The sequence below is a fragment of the Paraburkholderia sabiae genome (assembly GCF_030412785.1).
Taxonomy (GTDB): domain Bacteria; phylum Pseudomonadota; class Gammaproteobacteria; order Burkholderiales; family Burkholderiaceae; genus Paraburkholderia; species Paraburkholderia sabiae.
Window position 1 is genome coordinate 129090 of the sequence record NZ_CP125297.1, and the last position, 19143, is coordinate 148232.

At 57.8% G+C, this 19143-nt stretch carries 14 protein-coding genes and 10 pseudogenes; 12 read left to right on the forward strand and 12 right to left on the reverse strand.

What is annotated here, in order from left to right; all coding sequences use genetic code 11:
• The first annotated feature begins 113 nt into the window (after nt 1-113).
• A complete protein-coding gene (gene ehuB, locus QEN71_RS40325) occupies nt 114-956 on the forward strand; it encodes an ectoine/hydroxyectoine ABC transporter substrate-binding protein EhuB (RefSeq protein WP_290468298.1) in 843 nt (280 codons plus the stop codon).
• Nucleotides 957-1273: 317 nt separating this feature from the next.
• Here ehuB and QEN71_RS40330 read toward each other — a convergent pair.
• Nucleotides 1274-1752 (reverse strand): annotated as a pseudogene (locus QEN71_RS40330) (HTH-type transcriptional regulator ArgP); the annotation flags it as partial.
• Between the two features lie 184 nt (nt 1753-1936).
• A pseudogene (locus QEN71_RS40335) lies at nt 1937-2747 on the reverse strand (IS5 family transposase).
• Nucleotides 2748-3351: 604 nt separating this feature from the next.
• On the opposite strand from QEN71_RS40335, the gene QEN71_RS40340 reads away from it, so the two are divergent.
• From QEN71_RS40340 to QEN71_RS40350, 3 genes are all read left to right on the forward strand, one after another.
• Nucleotides 3352-4437 carry a saccharopine dehydrogenase gene (locus QEN71_RS40340; protein WP_201662458.1) on the forward strand — a complete coding sequence of 362 codons (1086 nt, stop codon included), beginning with the start codon at nt 3352-3354 and terminating at the stop codon, nt 4435-4437.
• Entirely contained in the window at nt 4427-5683 is a 1257-nt protein-coding gene (locus QEN71_RS40345; RefSeq protein ID WP_201662455.1) for an ATP-grasp domain-containing protein, read from the forward strand. Before QEN71_RS40340 ends, QEN71_RS40345 begins: the two co-directional genes overlap by 11 nt.
• 499 nt (nt 5684-6182) lie before the next feature.
• Nucleotides 6183-7910 (forward strand): MFS transporter, encoded by a 1728-nt coding sequence (locus QEN71_RS40350; RefSeq protein ID WP_201662452.1) that lies wholly within the window; start codon nt 6183-6185, stop codon nt 7908-7910.
• Nucleotides 7911-8086: 176 nt separating this feature from the next.
• On the opposite strand, the gene QEN71_RS40355 is transcribed toward QEN71_RS40350, so the two are convergent.
• A complete protein-coding gene (locus tag QEN71_RS40355) occupies nt 8087-8392 on the reverse strand; it encodes an IS3 family transposase (RefSeq protein ID WP_267909751.1) in 306 nt (101 codons plus the stop codon).
• Here QEN71_RS40355 and QEN71_RS40360 point away from each other — a divergent pair.
• The 3 genes and pseudogenes from QEN71_RS40360 (at nt 8359) to QEN71_RS44895 (ending at nt 11500) form a co-directional block, all read left to right on the forward strand.
• Nucleotides 8359-8595: a DUF5372 family protein gene (locus QEN71_RS40360; RefSeq protein WP_267909750.1), complete on the forward strand. Its 237-nt coding sequence runs from the start codon at nt 8359-8361 to the stop codon at nt 8593-8595. The genes QEN71_RS40355 and QEN71_RS40360 overlap by 34 nt on opposite strands.
• A gap of 211 nt (nt 8596-8806) precedes the next feature.
• The gene (locus QEN71_RS40365; RefSeq protein WP_201662447.1) at nt 8807-9268 is read left to right on the forward strand and encodes a helix-turn-helix domain-containing protein; all 462 of its coding nucleotides are present in this window, start codon (nt 8807-8809) and stop codon (nt 9266-9268) included.
• Nucleotides 9269-9569: 301 nt separating this feature from the next.
• Nucleotides 9570-11500, forward strand: a pseudogene (locus tag QEN71_RS44895) (recombinase family protein).
• 11 nt (nt 11501-11511) lie between these two features.
• Here QEN71_RS44895 and QEN71_RS40385 read toward each other — a convergent pair.
• Nucleotides 11512-11888 (reverse strand): annotated as a pseudogene (locus QEN71_RS40385) (DDE-type integrase/transposase/recombinase); the annotation flags it as partial.
• Here QEN71_RS40385 and istA point away from each other — a divergent pair.
• Nucleotides 11878-12560 (forward strand): annotated as a pseudogene (istA, locus tag QEN71_RS40390) (IS21 family transposase); the annotation flags it as partial. The pseudogenes QEN71_RS40385 and istA sit on opposite strands and share 11 nt — an antisense overlap.
• Before the next feature lie 6 nt (nt 12561-12566).
• On the opposite strand, the pseudogene QEN71_RS40395 reads toward istA, so the two are convergent.
• The 5 genes and pseudogenes from QEN71_RS40395 to QEN71_RS40415 form a co-directional block, all read right to left on the reverse strand.
• Nucleotides 12567-13537, reverse strand: a pseudogene (locus tag QEN71_RS40395) (recombinase family protein).
• On the reverse strand, nt 13527-13715 hold the full coding sequence (locus QEN71_RS40400; protein WP_201662445.1) for a hypothetical protein: 189 nt from the start codon (nt 13713-13715) through the stop codon (nt 13527-13529). Before QEN71_RS40400 ends, QEN71_RS40395 begins: the two are co-directional and overlap by 11 nt.
• Before the next feature lie 109 nt (nt 13716-13824).
• Complete coding sequence (locus QEN71_RS40405; RefSeq protein ID WP_322791195.1) at nt 13825-14088, reverse strand: helix-turn-helix domain-containing protein; 264 nt, start codon at nt 14086-14088, stop codon at nt 13825-13827.
• Nucleotides 14051-14266: a hypothetical protein gene (locus tag QEN71_RS40410; protein ID WP_233472209.1), complete on the reverse strand. Its 216-nt coding sequence runs from the start codon at nt 14264-14266 to the stop codon at nt 14051-14053. The genes QEN71_RS40405 and QEN71_RS40410 overlap by 38 nt, the downstream gene beginning before the upstream one ends.
• Before the next feature lie 175 nt (nt 14267-14441).
• Complete coding sequence (locus QEN71_RS40415; RefSeq protein WP_155996125.1) at nt 14442-14711, reverse strand: DUF5372 family protein; 270 nt, start codon at nt 14709-14711, stop codon at nt 14442-14444.
• Nucleotides 14712-14761: 50 nt separating this feature from the next.
• Between QEN71_RS40415 and QEN71_RS40420 the strand changes: the two are divergent.
• Together QEN71_RS40420 and QEN71_RS40425 are read left to right on the forward strand one after the other, a co-directional pair.
• A pseudogene (locus QEN71_RS40420) lies at nt 14762-15058 on the forward strand (Mu transposase domain-containing protein); the annotation flags it as partial.
• Nucleotides 15048-15263 (forward strand): annotated as a pseudogene (locus tag QEN71_RS40425) (ATP-binding protein); the annotation flags it as partial. The pseudogenes QEN71_RS40420 and QEN71_RS40425, both read left to right, overlap by 11 nt.
• 31 nt (nt 15264-15294) lie before the next feature.
• Here the strand turns inward: QEN71_RS40425 and QEN71_RS40430 are convergent.
• The 3 genes from QEN71_RS40430 to QEN71_RS40440 form a co-directional block, all read right to left on the reverse strand.
• Nucleotides 15295-15738 (reverse strand): helix-turn-helix domain-containing protein, encoded by a 444-nt coding sequence (locus QEN71_RS40430; RefSeq protein WP_290468299.1) that lies wholly within the window; start codon nt 15736-15738, stop codon nt 15295-15297.
• 204 nt (nt 15739-15942) lie between these two features.
• Entirely contained in the window at nt 15943-17352 is a 1410-nt protein-coding gene (locus tag QEN71_RS40435) for a recombinase family protein (RefSeq protein WP_290468300.1), read from the reverse strand.
• The gene (locus QEN71_RS40440) at nt 17333-17500 is read right to left on the reverse strand and encodes a hypothetical protein (protein ID WP_201662478.1); all 168 of its coding nucleotides are present in this window, start codon (nt 17498-17500) and stop codon (nt 17333-17335) included. Before QEN71_RS40440 ends, QEN71_RS40435 begins: the two co-directional genes overlap by 20 nt.
• Nucleotides 17501-17794: 294 nt before the next feature.
• Between QEN71_RS40440 and QEN71_RS40445 the strand changes: the two are divergent.
• Together QEN71_RS40445 and QEN71_RS40450 are read left to right on the forward strand one after the other, a co-directional pair.
• A pseudogene (locus tag QEN71_RS40445) lies at nt 17795-18270 on the forward strand (ATP-binding protein); the annotation flags it as partial.
• A 25-nt stretch (nt 18271-18295) separates the two neighbouring features.
• Nucleotides 18296-19119: pseudogene (locus QEN71_RS40450) on the forward strand (IS110 family RNA-guided transposase); the annotation flags it as partial.
• Between the last annotated feature and the right edge of the window lie 24 nt (nt 19120-19143).

The following is a 19143-nucleotide window of genomic DNA, read 5'->3' on the forward strand; positions in this document are numbered from 1 at the left end:
AGTAGAGTGTAGCGGCGGGCATGATTTCCATCGGCCACCGCGCGCACGTGCGGAAAGCGCTATCAAGATAAAGGAGACAAATTCTGCTTTCATTTCGGAAAATATTTGCGTGCATGGTCGTGGCTGCCGGTTTCGTTGCCACCGCACCGGCATCGGCTGAGCAAGCCAGGGATCGCGTCCTGCGCGAAGGTCGTATCACGATCGGCATAAGCAACGCTGCGCCCTGGGCGTTCAAGGCCGCAGACGGCAGCGTCTCCGGCGTTCACCCGGACCTGATCAAGGCGGTTTTGCGGCCGCTTGGAATCAAGCAGTTTGATTTTGTTGTTCTCGATTTCCCTGCGCTGATCCCCAGCCTGCTTGTGAAGCGCGTTGATGTCGTCGCGTCCGGTATGGGGATTACGCCAGCCCGCTGCAGGCAGGTGATATTCGGCGATCCCGATCTTGCAAGCGTCGATGCCGTGCTGGTGAAAAAAGGCAATCCGCTAAAAATTCACAGTTATGAAGATGTGGTCAAGAATCCGGCGATCCGGATGTCCGGCAATCGCGGCAGCGCAAATACCGATAACGCGCTAGCAGCAGGGATACCCCAGGGGCAGATGCAGTTGTTCCAGGATCTCGACTCTGGTGTCAGTGCACTCGTGGCCGGACGCGTCGACGCCCTCACGCTTAGTGCCTCGACCGTCGACAGACTGCTCGGTCAACCGATGCTTGGCGATCGGCTCGAGCGTGCAACGCCCTTCAAAGGACGGGTACTGAAGAATGGCCGGGAAGCGGCTACTTATGGTGCCATGGTATTCCGACCTGACGATACGCAGCTCAGGGATGCCTATAACGCGAGCTTTGAAAAGCTAAGAGCGGGCGGGACGATAAAAGGCATCCTTGCCAAGTACGGTTTTACGGAAGCGCCGGCCGATCTGACGGCCAAGGAATTGTGCTCTCCCGATTATTACCGGTGATCTGCGCTCGCACTTTTTCTAACGCAGGTGACAGATTGACGACTGCCTGCCAAAGGTTCACCTCGAACAAGGGTTCCTCAGACGACCCAGGCCTCGTTTTTTCACCCGACGGCAGTCGCACCCTGCGGCAAGTCCCGCAAGGTTGTATCACGCCCGATTGAAATCGCTGCCACCTTACTTTCCAGTTTCAATGCTTTAAATAGTCGCGCATACATCTTTTTTGCGCCGTTAGGCGATCGAAGCGTGTTGAGTGTGCCTGCAATTGGCACAATAACGCGTTCGACGCCCAGGCATCACCGCGGCGCGGCGCGCGAGCATCAGCTCTCGCTTTCGCCCGTCGGCACCCGGTGAAACCGGCTCCGCCGCGCCGCAGCGATGACCAGTGCGCTGATCGTCGCGAGCGGTTCGAGCTCCTGCTCCCAGTGATGCCAGTACAGATCCGATCAACAGATCACTCTGAGACGCGAGTGCGACCAGCCCGGCCGCTGCCGATCAGCGGCTCAGCCTGCATCGCAGGCACCAGCCCGTAGCCGAGATCGTCCAGGATCGCATTGAGCAACGCCACCGGCGTAGGAAAATGGTGCCTCGGGTACCGGCCGCCCGTCGCACCGAAATGCGAGGCGAAAAACGCATCGTGCAGCGCGTCCTTCCGGTCAAACAGGATAGCCGTAGCCTCCAGTGCGCAGCGCATCTGCCCGACCGGCGCCGCCACGAAACGGTCGACAACCGGCTCCGGTTGCGTGGACAGAAAGCCCTTGACGTCGCGGCGCGCGAGCGCCTCAAGCGTATGGTCCGGCGTGTTCAGCATCGTCCACTTTCACCCTCGCTATCACTGGCGACGCCAACGTAGGCCTGCCGCCCGAACATCAAGCCCCCCTGCGCGAGTTTTCCGTTGTTGACATCGTAGCCGCTTTACTGCGCATGACTCGGGGACAACGTGGTTTGCTAGACCTTCGTTGTAAGAGACGGATTCAAAAAGGCTACTCGGTCCGTCTGAAGATGTTCCAGCAGACGAGGGAGAAACCGAGTTTGAGAAATGCTTCGTGAATGTCGGCCCGACGTTCGAAGCGAATGCGAAGACGACGGAAGTTGTGAAGCCACGCATGAGTACGTTCGACAACCCAGCGGAATTTTCCCAGACCACTGCCGTGTTCTGTCCGGCGCCTGGCAATCACCGGCTTGATGCCGCGCTCGCGAAGTTTCTGGCGATGCGCCTCGGAGTCATAGCCACGGTCTGCGTAGATAACCTTGGGTTTTTGAAGCGGCCGGCCACGTACGCCGCGAATCGGTGGAATGGCGTCGACCAGTGGCAGCAGTTGGGTGACGCGTCGTTGCGATTCGCGCCTGTCAGGATCGCACTGACAGGAACGCCGTTGGCGTCTACGAGGATGTGGTGCTTGGAACCCGGTCGCGCGCGATCCGTGGGGTTCGGACCAGTTTTTCGCCCGCCCCAACGGCTCGCACAGATGAAGAGTCGACGGCTGCTCGTGAGAAATCTAGTTCGCCTGCCTCGCGTAACTTTGCCAGAAGTAGCTCGTGCAATCGCTTCCACACGCTGGCCTTCTGCCAGTCGCGCAACCGTCTCCAGCAGGTTGAACCTGAGCCAAATCCCAACTTTGTCGATAGGTCGCGTCAGCGAATACCGGTCTTGAGTACGAACAGGATGCCGTTCAGTGCGGCTCGGTTCGCAACCGGCAACCGACCTGGATACTTCTTGCGCCGTGGTTTTGGCGTCGGTAGTAATGGCTCGACCAGTGTCCACAGTTCGTCATCAACAGTTGGCGCACCCATCCTTGGTTCCAGTTGTTCAGATGGCCAAGGTTAACAGCTTGCCGAAAAGGTTAACAGCCCCCAATGGGTCTTTTTGATTCCGTCTCTTAGATCGCATCAAATCGCTGACCGCAAATCGGTCCGTCGAACCGGGTCAACCTCAGTGGGGTCGAAAACTGGCGCGCGCACGACTCTCACCAACCCCGTTTTCTGGGGACAGGTCAACCTTTGGATGACTCCACTCCCAACGATCTATGGACTGAAGCGTTTGTAGCAATTGTCAGGATTGTGGCCTCCATATTGTTTCGTCTTACACAGGAGCGTGTTTCCGCCCGCCACTGGAAAGGGTTGGCGTGGATGTTGCGATAGTGAGAAACGGTACTGAAGAAACCAAGTAAACATCCCATGTCCTTCAGTCAAGCGTTTTGCGCTATTTGCGGAAGACCTCCCATGTCTGCCGCTTGATGTCTTCGTTTACGAAGGCATTGGTCCATTGAAACGGTACTGCTCTGCTCCTTGCATCTCAATAGGTCGGTGGCAGTCTTCAACGGGATGGCGCGAGAGTCGTCAATCGATTGACACCGGCACTGTAGCCGTATGTTTACTACTGACTGAAGAGTGAACTATGAATCACATCTGGCTACGATCGGAAACAAAAGCTTTTGAGCGCCGCACGCCGCTTATGCCGGTCCATGCCGCGATGTTACTCAAGAAAGGGGTTAGAGTGACTGTTGAGCGTTCGCCTATGCGGTGCATCCAGGATGAACAATACAAGGCAGTCGGCTGTGAAATCACCGGGCCACATTCTTGGCAACACGCGCCCCCGGATACCTACATTCTGGGATTGAAGGAGCTAACCGAGGATGTCGAGGAACTCCGCCACACCCACGTTTACTTCGCTCACGCTTTCAAACAACAGATGGGCGCGACTGCGGTTCTTGATCGATTCCGACGAGGTGGTGGCGTTCTGCTCGATCTTGAGTACCTTCGCAATTTTCGCGGTAGGGAGCTCGTCAGCCCAGGACTGAGCTTCTGGGCGGGCGTGTGTGGTGCAGCCGTAACGCTCGAAATTATGCAAGGAAAGACGAGTGGTGACGAAAGGGTGTCACTCAAAAAACAGTTCTACAATCGCTTTGCAGATCTCGTCGAGATTCTGGAAATGAAGATCGAAAAGATTCGCAATGTGAGGATTCTCATAGCTGGCGCACGAGGAATGACCGGCTCAGGAGTGCGTCATCTACTGAATGTGCTCGGCCTGCACAGCGAATGTTGGGGAAGAGCCGAGACTTCGTCAAACTTACGTAGCCAGATATTAGATTTCGATGTTCTTTTTAACTGCATTCGATCAGACGATGCGACACCGGTACTGATTAACTCAAAAATGCTTGAAATTCCACATCGACTTTCCATAATTGGTGACATAAGTTGCGATGCTGCCAGCCCATTCAACCCGTTACCTATTTATCAGGAATCGACGGATTTCTCTAAACCCGTACATAGGTGCGGTTCAGGATTAAACGCCATTGACGTGGTTGCCATAGACAATGTTGCGTCTCTTCTACCGGTGGAAGCTAGTTCAGCTATAAGCAGCGAATTATTCCCCTTTCTTTGTGAACTTTTTATAAGTAGTGGCTGCTTGGCAGACTCCGCGTGGGGAGTTGCTTATCAAAACTTCGTTGATAACCTTGCGAGACCAAAAAATGCAAACTAGAAGCAAGAACGTTATTGTGATTGTTGACGGCTGGGCGTCTGGGCGATATTTAGCGCCTGCTTTTGTCGGCCGTGGGTATGATTGTATACATGTTAGCTCAACTGATAAAACATCACACGCTGGTTACAGGAAGAGCGATTACATTGATAATTTTGAACTTGAATCGAGCACGCCGTCAGCAATATTGGAAAGGCTGCGTGGATATTCGATCAAAGCAATCGTGCCCGGCTGCGAATCGGGCGTTGTTCTCGCTGACTTATTAGCAAATAATTTTGATGTCCCGCGAAATGACGCCACAACAACGCAGGCTCGCAGGAACAAGTATCACATGATTGAGGCGCTCCGGAAAGCTGGGGTGTCTAGTATGAAACAGTTTGCTTCAGAATCTATTAGCGAGATCCTCGCCTGGTACACTGCATCGGAGTTGAAAACGGTCATAGTCAAGCCAACGATGGGGTGTAGGTCCGATGGTGTCGCACTTTGTTCGAACGCCGCGGAGATAGAAAGCACCTTAGTTAGTAACCACGGGAAATTGAATGTGATGGGGGTTGTCAATACGGAATTTGTAATCCAAGAACGTCTGGAAGGTATCGAGCTGATGGTCAATAGTGTCAGTTGCGGCGGCGATCATTTTGTCACTGATATGTGGATAGGTGTCGGTGGCATAAAGAATAGGATCTCGACAGACGAGTATGCAGAATTGATAATGCGAGGGACGGAAATTTTCGAAACCGTGGAAAGATATGTCATTGATATGCTTGATGCGATCGGAGTTCGCAACGGCGCAGCACACAGCGAAGTAATGCTCACGGTCAATGGGCCGCGGCTTATTGAGTGTGGCGCACGCCTTACTGGCGCCCAACTCTTCGCGGCTGTAGAGGAGGCACAGGGATACAGTCAGCTTTCGATGACAGTTGAAACTGTATTGAATCCTGGACAGTTTCGAATTCGAGCGGACGCATTGCGTAAGTCAAACCAAAGAAACCTACGGTTTGTCTACATGTGTTCCAAGTCAGATGGATATCTAGTTAATGACCTCGATCTTAGTCAGTTTGACCAACTAGCGACACTGGAGAGGATGATCGTATTCCCGAGGATTGGTGAGTATCTGCCGAAAACACACGACACTGTAGGGCGACCTGGCTATGCGTTTCTCTTATCTGACGATAATCAAGCATTGGATATGGATTACTTGCGCTTCCGAGAACTGGAGTCGAAGATGTTTCAAGATGCACTCGATGCATAGACGACCATCTGAAATTGTGAAAGGTGGTTGGTTTAAATTGACATCAGCTCCGCAACGGCATTACGGAGTTACCGGCATTAGTTTGCCTCAGCTGCAGCGGGCTGAATATAGCCGAACGGTTCCATGAGTCGAGGACGGTCAAACTATGCGGCAAGCCTTGTCAGTTCCACACCTGACCTTATTCTCTGAATCTGTTTGAGCCTTTCCCAACCCAGGGACGATTCAACGAGTCGGCCCCTACACGAGCGATTCGCGTCGCGGTGCATTTTCGCATGAGCCGCATTTGTGGTTCCTCTCTATTCTGCATTAAACCACCTCGGATAGCGTTATCATATGCTTGCTCAGCGCTTTGGCAGGATCAAGAGAAAAGGCGCCGTAAGGACCACGCGTCGGAACTGCGTGGAATATTGAAACGCACAATTGCTGGCGACTCCTTTTGGGCGAACCTAGCTTTCCTCGGCGCCGCTGAACGAAGAGCAACGACATCAGAGAAGGAAACATGGCGCGGCCAGACACGGATGCAAATCTCCAAACACTGCTTGCTCCACTCAGGAATACAGCCTTTCGTCGAATCTGGGTAGCGACGCAGATGTCGAGCCTCGGTTCTCTGATGCAAACGGTGGCCATTGGCTGGTTAATGACCACGATCTCAAGTTCCGACCTGATGGTTGCACTTGTCCAGGCGTCGTCGACGCTGCCGGTGTTTGCTCTATCGATCTTTGCCGGGTCCGTCGCTGATAATTTCGATCGTCGCGTGGTCATGCTTGCTTCACTGTGGCTGATGACGCTAGCGTCTGCGATGATGACGGTTCTCATCGCACTGGGTTGTACCGATCCGTGGCTCATCCTCGGCTTTACTTTTTTGGTTGGTTGCGGTTCGGCTTTCTACAATCCGGCTTGGCAGGCGTCAGTCGGCGATATTGTGGGGACATTAGACCTCCCGGCAGCGGTTACTCTTGGTTCCGCCGGCTTCAACACCATGCGAAGCATAGGCCCGGCGCTGGGCGGTGTCATCGTGGCTGTCTTCGGACCGCTGGCCGCTTTCGTTTTCAATACGCTTAGCTACCTGCTACCACTCGACGCAACCCGGCGCTGCAGATGGGAAATACGTCATTCGTATCTACCGCGCGAATCAATGGTCACGTCAATCTTCGACGGATTGCGTTTCACAGCTATGTCAGCAGAAATCAAGGCAGCAATTGCGAGAGGAGCACTTTTTGGAGTGGCGAGCATCTCCATCCTCGCACTGCTGCCCTTGGTTGTTCGGGACCGATTGGGCGCCGGACCAGTCGCTTATGGCGTCTTGATGGGTGGCTTCGGCGCAGGTGCTTTCCTTGGCGGCATATCAACCAGCGTCTTAAGACGCGTTCTGTCACCGGAACGTCTGGTCATCCTAGCCTGTCTGGCGTGCGCCGCATGCTGCGTACTGCTCGCAACGGCTCCTGCCCTCCGAGTAGCGACCGTCATTCTCGCGATCGGGGGCGCCGGTTGGGTGATCGCATGGTCGGGGTTCGGCGTTATCGTCCAATTGGCGAGCCCACGTTGGATTGTCGGTCGCACCCTGTCTATCTACTACGCATTTACATACGGCGGCATTGCGGCGGGAAGTTGGCTATGGGGCACCGTGGCTGAGAACTGCTCCGTAACAATTGCGCTTGTGTCCTCCTCAGGTGCACTATTGCTCGTCGCCCTCGCCGGCTTCCTGTTCCCCGTTCGCGAACAACGTGCATGCGACCAAGAGGAGCCCGAAGAGCTATGCGCGCCGGCGGTTAACGTCAAACTGCAACTGCGACGTGGCCCGATCATTGTCCGTATCGACTATCTGATACCTGAGGAAAACATTAAGGCTTTCGTGGCCGTGATGCATGAACGACGACAGATACGCAGTCGTTTCGGCGCTCGGTACTGGACGCTCGCGCGCGATCTTCGTCAGCCTGCGAAGTGGACTGAATCTTTTCGCACGCCAACCTGGGCAGATTACCTTCGCTTGCACCATCGCCTTCCCTCAGAAGATCTGGAGCTTGGCGAGCGCGTTCTCAAGTTACACGGAGGTGAACTTCCGCCGCAGATGAAATTCTCAGTTGAGCAACCGACAAACGCGCGCGGACCGCTCGATCAATCGATGCCGATCATTGCCTCTCGCGACCTTGTCACAGGTGCCTCGGTGCAGCCGATGTCAAACGAGACGCCGCCGACGGACATAACGAAACCTGATGCATACGATTGACAAGGGATCTATTGACATCGTGAGACGCGAAGTTAGCACAACCGATGTTGAGAGTTCAAGACTTGATGCAGTGAACCAACCTCTCCACTGATGGCAGAAAGGTACGCATTGTGAGACATGTCGTGAACGACATGTCCTGAGGTTCCCTCGATTTCTCGCCTTCCAGAGGCCTCGCGTTATGCAGCCGTATCCTTTGTCTGCTGAGACGCAAGCCAGTGTTGCATGAACTGAGTTGGCGACATGAAGCCAAGCGATGAATGACGACGACTGCGGTTATAAAACACCTCGATGTATTCGAACAAGTCCGCGACGGCTTCGTGATGCGTGCGATATCTCGTGCCGTGTACCCGCTCGTTCTTCAGGCTGTTGAAGAAGCTTTCCGTCTGCGCGTTGGAATGCGCAGACAACTGCGCCCGTAAGTGACGCTGGACGCCGACGTTTTCAGGTAATTCATCCGTACCACCCCCTTCATTTGCAGGAATTCGAACTGGTCCTTCACGCCCGGAACTGGCATGAGGACAGGGCCTGGTTTCACGACGCGAATGGCCGACTGCGGGCGCTGCCCGCCAACTGGACGAGCGTCGTGGCCGAGGACCCATTCAACGTCGTCGCTGCCGGGCGCGCCTTATTCCGCGTGGAAGAGTTGCTTGAACTGGGGCGTTTGGTCGCCGCGCTGGAGCCGTGAACAGGGCAATTCCGTGTAAAGCCAAATACGCCAATAATGTAAAGCTAAATATGTCTTATTTCATTTCCGCGTTCACCCTGCGTTATAAGTTGACCGCTGTTAACAGCGCGGCGCGCTTTTCGCGATATTCACATAGTTATGACTTGCATATTCGGAAATATGGTACATAAGTATACTTACACGAATTGGCCAGTTTCTCTGGAGCTCGTGCATGGCGACAGACCGACGCAAAGAGGACAAGCGCCGCGCGCTGCGGCAGCAGGCAAGCCTCAATCCGCGCCCCGATGCCGTGACGCATCCGCTGTTTCGGGACGAAGAGTTCTTCGATCCCTATGATTTGCTGCAGGTCAAGTACGAGTTGCTGCGCGCGGTGCGCGTGGACAAGCGACCGATCAGCGAAGCGGCCAAATCATTTGGTTTCTCCCGGCCGTCGTTCTATCAGGCCCAGGCGGCCTTCAAGCAGCGCGGACTGGCCGCTTTGATTCCACAGAAGACAGGGCCGCGCAGCGGTCACAAATTGACGCCGGAGGTGATGGAGTTTCTGAACCAGGCGCGGGTTGCCGAGCCGACTGTGCGAGCGGAGCGACTGGCCGGCCTGGTGCACCAGAACTTTGGCGTACAGGTTCATCCCCGCAGTATCGAACGGCAGCTTCTGCGCCAAAAAAAACCGTAACGAAACCGCCCGTGTCCATGCCTGACCGCGCGCTGAGCAATGGCGGACTTCTCTCGCGTTATGAAGTTCTGAGACAACAGGCACTTGGACTGCCGTGCGAGATTCCTCGCGGTCAGGGCCTCATGCTATTGATGCGGAGCGGCATGAGAGCTTGGATGCAGGCATGGGCCCAGTGCGCGACCACGGTTATACGGCGGCAGCCGCCGCCTGGTGAGGCAGAGATCGTTCCCTTCACTCTGCATCAGGAGGCGACGTTGATTCTGGCTTCAATGCTTTTACACCGGCGTCAGGAGGCAACAGCATGAAGAGCGATCCTCATCAGAAGGTCCAGGCGAGTCACCTGAAGAGCAACGCCTTTTTGTATATCCGGCAATCCACATTGCGTCAGGTGTTCGAGAACACCGAGAGCACCAAGCGTCAATATGCGCTGCGCCAACGGGCGGTCGCCCTGGGTTGGTCCGAGGACCGCATTATTGCGATCGATAGCGACCTCGGCCAGTCCGGCGCGTCATCGGACCGCGAAGGATTCCAGCGCCTGGTCGCCGAGGTTGGCGTGGGTCATGCCGGCATCGTGCTCGGCCTGGAGGTGTCGCGCCTGGCGCGCAACTCTACCGACTGGCATCGGCTGCTCGAGATCTGCGCAATTACCGACACATTGATCCTTGATGAGGAGGGCGTATACGATCCTGCTCACTTCAACGACCGCCTGTTATTGGGGCTCAAGGGCACCAATGAGCGAGTCCGAATTGCACGTGCTGCGGGCACGCCTTCAAGGAGGAATCGTAAGCAAAGCGAAGCGCGGTGAACTGCAGATGCGCCTGCCCGTCGGCTTCGTGTACAACGCCGCGGGCGCGGTCGTTCTCGATCCGGACCAGCAGGTCCAGCACTGCCTGAGGTGGCTGTTCGACACCTTCCGAGGTATGCCGGCGCGTTTGTCTACGGTCGCACTCATACGCGCAGGACGGTCGACGGACGCACCCGTGTGATTCGCGCCCCTTGGGACCAGTGGGATACGCTGATTCCGGGTGCCCATGCCGGTTACCTGTCCTGGGAAGAGTACGAGCAGAACCAGAAGCGTTTGCATGAGAGCGCACAGGTGATCGGGGCTGACCGGCGTCGTGGCGCGCCACGTGAGGGTCCAGCACTTCTTCAGGGACTCGTGGCCTGTGGCCGGTGCGGTAGCCGCATGACGGTTCATTACCACAGCCGCCAGGGCGGATTGTGTCCCGAGTACATCTGCCAGCGCGAAGGTATCGAGCAGGCCGAACCGGTCTGCCAGCGCATCCACGGCGCGGCCATCGACGAGGCCATAGGCGAACTGCTCGTCGAAGCGCTCAATCCGCTTGCCATTGAGGTGAGCCTGGCGGTTCAGCATGAACTCCAGTCACGTATCGAAGAAGCCGACTGTCTGCGTCACAAGCAGGTAGAACGCGTCCGGTATGAAGCCGATCTGGCGCAGCGTCGCTACATGCGCGTCGATCCGGAGAACCGGCTGGTTGTCGACTCACTCGAAGCAGACTGGAACCATAAGCTTCGAGCGCTGACTGAGGCCAGCGAGGAATAACAGCGGCGCCGCGAGCAGGACGCACGCATTCTGACGGACGAGCAGCGCGCCGTCACCATCTCGCTGGCGTCCAACTTCCCCCGGTTATGGCGCGATCCCGCCACGCCCGACCGGGCACGCAAACGCATGATGAGGCTCTTTTGGAAGACGTCACCCTGAACCGCGACCAGCAGGTTACCGCACACATTCGCTTCAAGGGCGGCACTCACCGGACCCTCAAGCTGCCCATGCCGCTGAAATCGTGGCAGCGATGGGTCACCCACGCCGCAGTGATTGAGGAGATCGACGCGCTGCTCAATCACCATACTGTCCCGCAGATCGCCAATATCCTGAACGAACGTGGCTTTCCGTCGGGCACGGGTAGACCCTTCCATGCCAAAATGGTCGCACGCCTGCAGCGCAATTACTGTCTGAAGCCACGCTATGATCGGTTGCGCGAAGCGGGCCTCCTGACGCTGCAGGAGATGGCCGACGCGCTGCACGTCACGCCGACGAGCGTGAAGATATGGAACCGTCGCGGACTCATCCGCGGTCACGCCTACAGCGACAAGAACGAGTGCCTGTACGACCCGCCGGGCAATGACGCGCCCCGAAAGGCGATGGGCATCAAGCTATCCTGCCGACGTCGCCATCCCGACGTCGTTTCCGATCGCCGCAAGGAGGTGTAGTATGAAACGCAAGTCAACGCATCGGTTACGAGGTCTGCAGTCATACGCGGCTTGACCGACCAGCCCACGACCTCCCGATTGAACAGGTCCAGCGTGACCGCCAGATACAGCCAGCCTTCGTCGGTCCAGATGTACGTGATGTCCGAGGTGAGCACCTGATTGGGCTCGGCCGGCGTGAAGTTGCGGTTCAACACGGTCGGCGCCACCGGCAACTTGTGCCTGAATCCGTTGTCACGCGATACCGGCGCTTATGGCGGGCGCGGATACAATTGGCGCTCATCTACCGCTCCACCCGTGCTTTGCTGGCCGGAAAGCCGCGAGAACGAACCTCTTCGGTCATGCGCGGCGAGCCGTAGGCGCCTTTGAACTCGGCATGAATCGTCCGGATCGCCGCGTCGCTGGGCATTTCCAAGGGCGTGGTCACGAAGTACGTCGGACTGGCGGGTGCCGCCGGGCTGGATTGGGCGATCGCCTGTGATATGGACGAAGGCGAGCTCGAGCGACGGCTTCTTGGCAAGCCGACCGGACCCGCGGCCTATGCACAGCCCGACTACGGTCGCATTCATCAAGGAACTGCGCCGCAAGGAGGTGACGCTGACGTTGTTGTGGGAGGAATATCAGGCGGAGTTCGCGAATCGGAAGACTTACCGTTACACGCAGTTCTGCGAGCACTATAAGTGCGTTCGCGAAACGGCTGAAGCGTTCCATGCGGCAGATCCACCGTGCTGGCGAGAAGCTATTCGTCGACTTCGCCGGTCCCACGTTGCCGTTGACCACAGGGCGCCGCGCGCACATCTTCGTGGCCGCCATGGGCGCATCGAGCTATACATTCATATGCGCCACGCCGGCCGAGACGATGGAGGACTGGCTGAGTGGTATCGCCCGCGCGCTGACCTTCTACGGCGGCGTTCCCCAGCTGATCGTCATAGACAATCCGCGCGCGATGATCGCCGATCCCGATCGCTATGAGCCTCGCGCCGGCGACACCGTGCTGGACTTCGCGCGTCACTACGGCACCTCATTTCTACCTGCACGCGTTTATCGCCCGCAGGATAAGGCGTTGACTTCATAATGCACCTTGTTCGGTTTGTTGAGCGGGAATTAGACGGGGCGGCCTGCCGCCGTATCGACTGCCTGCGCCTTTGATCAGTTTGACATCACCGGGCGGCTCGTACAGGAACCGGCAGTTGTTGCCGTATAGATGCCGCTTGAGAACACCTTGACGACCGAGTTGGTGGATGGTTGTCGTTGATACGTCGAGTAGCTTGGCCACCTCCTCGCCGGTGAGCATACCGCGCTGGCGCAACCGGTCAAACCGACTCTTCAAGGAGTAAGTCTGGCGAATGAGGATGACCTTCTTCGTCGTGGAGCACTCTCCACGCCAATTCCGATGGTCAAGTTCGTTCAGTCGTCCTGCGATCTGCCGGTCCGTGGAAGTCTCCAACAGCTCGTCGATAAGGGAAACAACTTCGGGTCGTGTCTTGCGCACCCTGGACATCGGCTGTGGCCGTTCGACGGCCAGGCTCTGTGTACGTCCACCGCGCCAACGTACATGGACATCGACCCGCTGACCGACGATGAGCGTCACGTCTTCGATGAGTAATCCGTACCTTTCAGGCCGAGCAGCAGGCGGTCGTTGAAGTGTGCCGGATCGTAGATACCATCCTCGTCGAGAATGAGCGTGTGAGATAGTGCCGCCAGTTCGATGAGACGGTGCCAGTCAGCATTGTTGCGTGCCAGCCGCGATACTTCGAGCCCGAGCACGATTCCGGCATGCCCCATTGCCACCTCGGTCACGAGGTGCTGGAAGCCATCACGGTCTTGCGACTGTGCGCCTGAGATCCCGAGGTCACTGTCGATAACGTGGACTCGCTCAATTGGCCAACCCAAGGCCACCGCGCGATCACGCAATGCGTACTGTCGCTTCGTGCTCTCGGTGTTCTCGAACACCTGTCGCAGCGACGACTGTCGTACGTAGAGAAAGGCGTCGCGCCGCAAACGATCGGCGCAGACCTTCATAGCAACGTCAGTAGGCATGGCGCACCTGTGATTCAGCTGCCAGCACCATGTTGGCGAGCAGGCGCACGAGCTGGCGATCGTGCGCCACCGCAGGCAGCGCGGTCGATGCCGGCTGCACCTTCACTGTTGGCGCGGTCCGGGTCGTGGTCAACACAACAAGCCCGCGCCACATGCCGTGGAAGACGATCGCGCCCATACCGTCCATGCCCCGACGCGCACAAGGCGCTGCGACGCGCAAGCCTTCATAGAGCTCAAGCGCATCGCCAGGCAACATTGCCTCACCGGCATCGACGCGAACACATGACTCATCGTTTTTTTTTACGCGCCATCGCGCGTTCGATACTGCGTGGGTGGACGCTGACGCCGAGATTGGTCTGCACTAGCGCAGCCAGTGCATGCGCTTGAAGGGGACTACCAGCGTGTCGGTGCTGCTCGATGAATCGCATAACTTCGTCGGTGACCTTGTGTGCTGACTTCGGACCGCGTGCGCGGGGTAACAGACCGGCGAGGCCTTCACGCTCGAAGGCAGCTTCAGCCTGGTAGTACGTCGGCCGCGACAAACCAAACAAGGCGGCTGCCTCGGCCTTGTTGATGCCGTCCTGGCGGGCGTGGCGCAGCCTTCACCTGCACGAGATCGTTGGGATCGAAGAACGGCGAGTTCTGGAACCGCGGCGCGCGCACGGGTTCGGGCCTTGGGTTCAGCACGCCGAACTGGCGCAGGCGATCAAGCTTGGCGTTCTTGGGCATCGTGATCCATCGTTTGACTGTGTAAATACAAATATGCCGCAAATGGTAACGTGTCAAGGCGAATTCGCCACGTGAACAAAGCCGAATAAGCAGCGTTAATTGACACGAACGCGCGACGAGACGTGCGCTCAGCCAAAACGTTGCGGCGAAATTTGCCTAATCCGCGCGGCATAGTTTACTTTACGCGCGCGCGGCGATGGCGGCTCCTAATCTCGTCAATTAGGACCGCAAGATCCGCGAGGTCATCGGGGCGCAGGAACGACTTGCCGCCCGCGACCTGAGCGAACACGTCCTGCTCGTCGACATTCGTCCAAGACGCAAGCAATGAACGCAGCCGCCCATGTGCGTCATAAAACATCACACGGTCCTCGCCCCAGTTCTGCTTGCGGGTGGCCAGCACAAAGCGCCTGCCCCGCCATGGATGGAACGGGTGAGTGACCTCGATCTCTACACGCGCTTGAGCACCTGTACGATCTGCATTTGTGGACTTACGGGAAGCCGAAGGTTGAAGTGGCGGTTCAGGTGGTCGAACGTTGGATCATGGCGCGCCTGCCTCATCGCCCGTTCGAGTCGGTCCAGTCGGTGGACGACGCGATCCGCCCGCTACTGAAGAACTTGAACGAGCGCCCGTTTCAGAAGCTGCCTGGATGCCGCGCCAGCGCGCTCACCGAATTAAACGCGCCGGCCCTACAGCCACTGCCGGTGCAGCCGTATGAGCTCGCGCGGTTCAAGGCAATGACGGTCCACATCGACTACCACATCGAGATCGATAAACATCGCTACAGCGTTCCTCGCCACGCTTCTGCACGACGAGGTCGCGCGGCGAGAGCAGAAGAAGCTCGGCGTGCGGCTCGCCCGCGCTGGCTTCTCCCTGGGCAAAACGCTCGAGAACTTCGACTTCGACCGCGTGCCCAAACTCAACCGCGCTCACATCCATGATCTCGCCACCGGCCGCTACATCGACGAGAAGGTCTCCGTCCTGATGGTCGGCCAAACCGTGCACGAGACATAATGCTCACCTCCCTATGTCATTGAAGATCAATGGATAACTGATTTGAGTTATCTGATTGCGGATGGTCCGCAGCCCGTCGCACCAGATAATTGTCGACGTCCACCTGCTGGGTGATCCATGGCGCGCCCAGACAAGCCTGTGACGCCGGCAACCTCCCGACTCGAATCAGGCGGATGACGGTTGGCGCACTGATACCCAGCAGGGTCGCTACTTCTGTAACCGTCAGTTCGCGGCGCTCCTGCCGTTCGCCCTCGCGATATGCAGGGATGCGACGGTCTTTCCGCAGCGTGCAGATTCGCGCAGCGGTCCAGGTGTGGCCCTTCGCCGTCCGTTTGCCCAGTCGATTGATGACCGCCGCTACGCCTTGATCTGCCAACGTTCTCGCCAACGCGCGAACAATGTCTATCGTTGCGACATCGGTGGCCCAGCGATGCTCACCTGTGTGGCTCTTCTCGAACACGATCTCGGTGTGATCGCCTCCTTGCCAATGCACGAGTGCACGAATCGTGTCGTCCTGCTTTGTGGCAACGATCTCCTTGACGACCGTCCTAAGAATGCGTTTCTTGATCTCGACCGAACTGGCCGGGTGATGCCATAGCCGGGGCAGGTCTTCACCGAGTCGCAGAAGTTCATCGCGCGCGCCTACACTCAGCGCCCTCGATGACTATTCGCGCAGGAGGTCCAGCTCGGTCTGTATTTGTGCCTGTGTCTTCAGCGTTTCATTCCACCGTCGCTCAAGTTCCGCCGCAACCAGCCGGTTCTCAGGATCAATCGCATCGTATTGCCGACGTGCTCGCGCAGCTTCATATCGTGCCTGTTCAAGCGCCAGCTCCTTGTGCCGCACGCGTTCGTCCTGCTCTGTTCGCGCACGCTCGATGGCCTCGAGTGATGCACGAATACCTAACGGTTGAAGCTGGCGCAAAACTTCTTCAGTAACGCGTTGATCAACACGAACCGCACCAAACGAAATGCAGCGCGGGCCACCATGGTTGATCATGCTGCCCTGACAGTTGTACCGCGCGACGGTGCCTTTGGTGCCGGAATACGCAACGTGCAGCTTGCGCCCGCAGTGACCGCAACGAAGCAGTCCCGCCAGAAGCGAGCTCCCGCGCTTGACAGCGCCGCGGACCATGTTGCCCTTCATGTTCGCGTTATGGGTAATCAATTTGCGATTCGCCTCATACTCGTCCCAGCTAATGTAGCCCGCGTGGTGCTCGATGATCAAGGCCTGCCATTCCTCGCGCTGGAGGGGGTTGCCCGCAAACACTCGCTTGCGTCCGTTCACAATGCGAGCAATAGTCCGGGTCTTGCCAAACGCGTATGCGCCGCCATACGTCGGATTCGTCAGGATGTGCAGAAGGGTGTTATAGACGGGAAGCTTCCATACAATGTGGCGCCCGTCCGGGCCGTAGTTCACCGCGGGCAGCTCAATGCATTCCTGTCGAATCCATAGAAGCACCTGCCTGACGCTACCAAACTCGCGAAACTTCCGGAACGCCAGATCGAGCGCTTCCCGGACGCGGGCGTCAGGATCCATCTCGATACGGTTTCCTTGTGCACGCACATAACCGATTGGCACCGACGTGAACAGTTCACCGCGTTTGGCTTTCTGATCAAGAGCCGCCTGTGAGCGTTGGCGAAACGTCGAAAGCTCCATCTCGGAAAGCGTGCCCTTCATGCCTAATAGAAGGCGATCGTTAGGCTGTCTCGGATCGTAAATTCCATCTTCGTCAATCAGCAGGCATCCTACAAGACGACAGAATTCCAGAAGCGTGTGCCAGTCACGACCATTGCGCGCGAGACGTGACGCTTCGATGCAGAATACGGCACCCACTTCGCCGCTGCACAGTGCCACCAACAGGCGCTCGAATCCAGGACGATGATTGCCAGAGCCGGAGCGACCCAGGTCGTCATCGATAACCGTCGCATCTGGCCAGCCAAGTCCGCGTGCGCGATCGGCAAGCCCGTATTGGCGCAACTGGCTCTCGCGATTGTGGTGGACCTGATCCAGCGTTGACTGACGGACGTACACGTATGCACGACGGGAAAGGTGTTCAGCGCCGATCTTGCTCATCACGCGCCTCCGCTTCGATGACGTCGATCAACGCGAACATCAGCAGCGCCAGTTGCGTCACCAGCTCGGCTTGAATCTCCTCTGATACTAACGCCTCCGGCACGGTTTCCTCGAACAGATCCTTCTGCCTCGTCATCTGGTTGCGCATCTTTGCCTCCCTCAGGTGTTACCGCCGCAAAGCACGATAACGCCGTGTCGACCAGGCGCAGAAGTTCAATCAGCACCGCATGAGGCAATTCCGGCTGGACGACGACAGACATGCGGGCAGCATCCTCGCCTGTCATCCACGGCGGAAGATGCGTCAGGGTGCCATCGGGCTGCCGGATAGTCAGATACGACTCGCCCCGGTAATTGTTCATCCCGATGACGGTTATCCGTTCACCGCAGCGAGGGTGAAACGGATAGCGGATGATCACATCATCGCAATGACGATGGGCAGTGTGTAGCGGGTTCGTCCGGTGTGGGCAAGTCGCATCTCGCGCAGGCCTTGGCCACTGCGCCGCACGCCAGGGCCGCAATGTCCTGTTCATCGCGCAAACCGAATTGCTCAAGAAGCTGCATGCAGCACGGGCGACTGAGCTCTATGAACGCAAGTCGCAGCAGTTCGTGCGCGTTCCGGTGCTGATCGTCGATGACTTCGCACTCAAACCCCTGCGTGCGCCCCACGGCGAAGACTTCCACGGCCTGATCGCCGCCAGGTATGAGCGCGCGGCGACGATCCTGAAGTCAGATCTCCACTTCAGCGAATGGGGCGACGCGTTCCCCGACAACCGCATCCTCGGTGCTGCCACGCTCGATGGGCTACGGCATAGCGCCTACCGTGTCGTCATTGAGGGTGAGAGCTTCCGCAAGCCGAAACCGATGCCCGAAAACGGCGAAAACGCCGTTGCAAAATCAGGCAAAAAAACGCATTCTTGAGTCCCTTCGAAATCGCGTTTCGGGGCCACTCCAGGCGGCCTCATTACACCGATCATCCCCGGCTCGATTATGCCGATCCGTGACACCCAGCGTGGAGGATGAAGCATTTCGGGACCTGGCGCGCGCCGAGGACGATCTGAAGCGTGCGCGGCAACGGCTGAAGGGTTGTCTGCTCTCGCACGGGGTGTGCTATACGGGCCGAGCCGATTGGGGAAAGGCGCACCGGCGCTGGCTGAGCGCGTACGCGTTCGACAGCGCGTGGCAGCAGCTCGCCTTCGAGGAGCTTCGGCGCATGATCGAGGACCGGCTCGCACAATGTGAGCGACTCGAGGTCGCGCTACGCGAGGCGGTCGTCGACTGGCACTTTTATCCGGCCGTCCTCGGCCTACAGACGATGCGCGGTGTGCAGTTCACCACGGCGGTGGGCATGCTGGCCGAGCTCAGTGATCTGTCGCGCTTCGTGCATCCACGCCAGCTGATGGCCTGGCTCGGCGTAACGCCATCCGAACACTCCTCGGGAGACAAGCGCCGTCTGGGCAGGGCAGTATCACCAAGACCGGCAACAGCTATGGAAGGAAGCTGCTCGCCGAAGCGGCGTGGAGCTACCGGCACCCGGCCCGCTTAAGTCCTGAGATCCAGCGCAGGCACGAAGGCATCCCGAAGCCCATCGTGGACCGTGCCTGGGACGCGCAGGTGCGCTTGTGCCGTCGCTATCGGAAACTCACCGCGCGCGGCAAGGAGAAGAACATCGCAGTGGTCGCAGTCGCTCGCGAACTCAGCGGCTTCATTTGGGACATCAGCCGGCTGGCCATGTCGCTGGCCGTACCGGCAGAGGCGCACGCGGTGTAACACAGCACTTCATCAACCAGCTAT

Bases quoted from the DNA above. Each gene is read 5' to 3' on its own strand.
- ehuB (WP_290468298.1), top strand. From the start codon at position 114: ATGGTCGTGGCTGCCGGTTTCGTTGCCACCGCACCGGCATCGGCTGAG.
- QEN71_RS40410 (WP_233472209.1), bottom strand. From the start codon at position 14,266: ATGCCCAAGAACGCCAAGCTTGATCGCCTGCGCCAGTTCGGCGTGCTG.
- QEN71_RS40400 (WP_201662445.1), bottom strand. From the start codon at position 13,715: ATGGGCGCGATCGTCTTCCACGGCATGTGGCGCGGGCTTGTTGTGTTG.
- QEN71_RS40350 (WP_201662452.1), top strand. From the start codon at position 6,183: ATGGCGCGGCCAGACACGGATGCAAATCTCCAAACACTGCTTGCTCCA.
- QEN71_RS40440 (WP_201662478.1), bottom strand. From the start codon at position 17,500: ATGCGCAACCAGATGACGAGGCAGAAGGATCTGTTCGAGGAAACCGTG.
- QEN71_RS40365 (WP_201662447.1), top strand. From the start codon at position 8,807: ATGGCGACAGACCGACGCAAAGAGGACAAGCGCCGCGCGCTGCGGCAG.
- QEN71_RS40340 (WP_201662458.1), top strand. From the start codon at position 3,352: ATGAATCACATCTGGCTACGATCGGAAACAAAAGCTTTTGAGCGCCGC.
- QEN71_RS40435 (WP_290468300.1), bottom strand. From the start codon at position 17,352: ATGAGCAAGATCGGCGCTGAACACCTTTCCCGTCGTGCATACGTGTAC.
- QEN71_RS40345 (WP_201662455.1), top strand. From the start codon at position 4,427: ATGCAAACTAGAAGCAAGAACGTTATTGTGATTGTTGACGGCTGGGCG.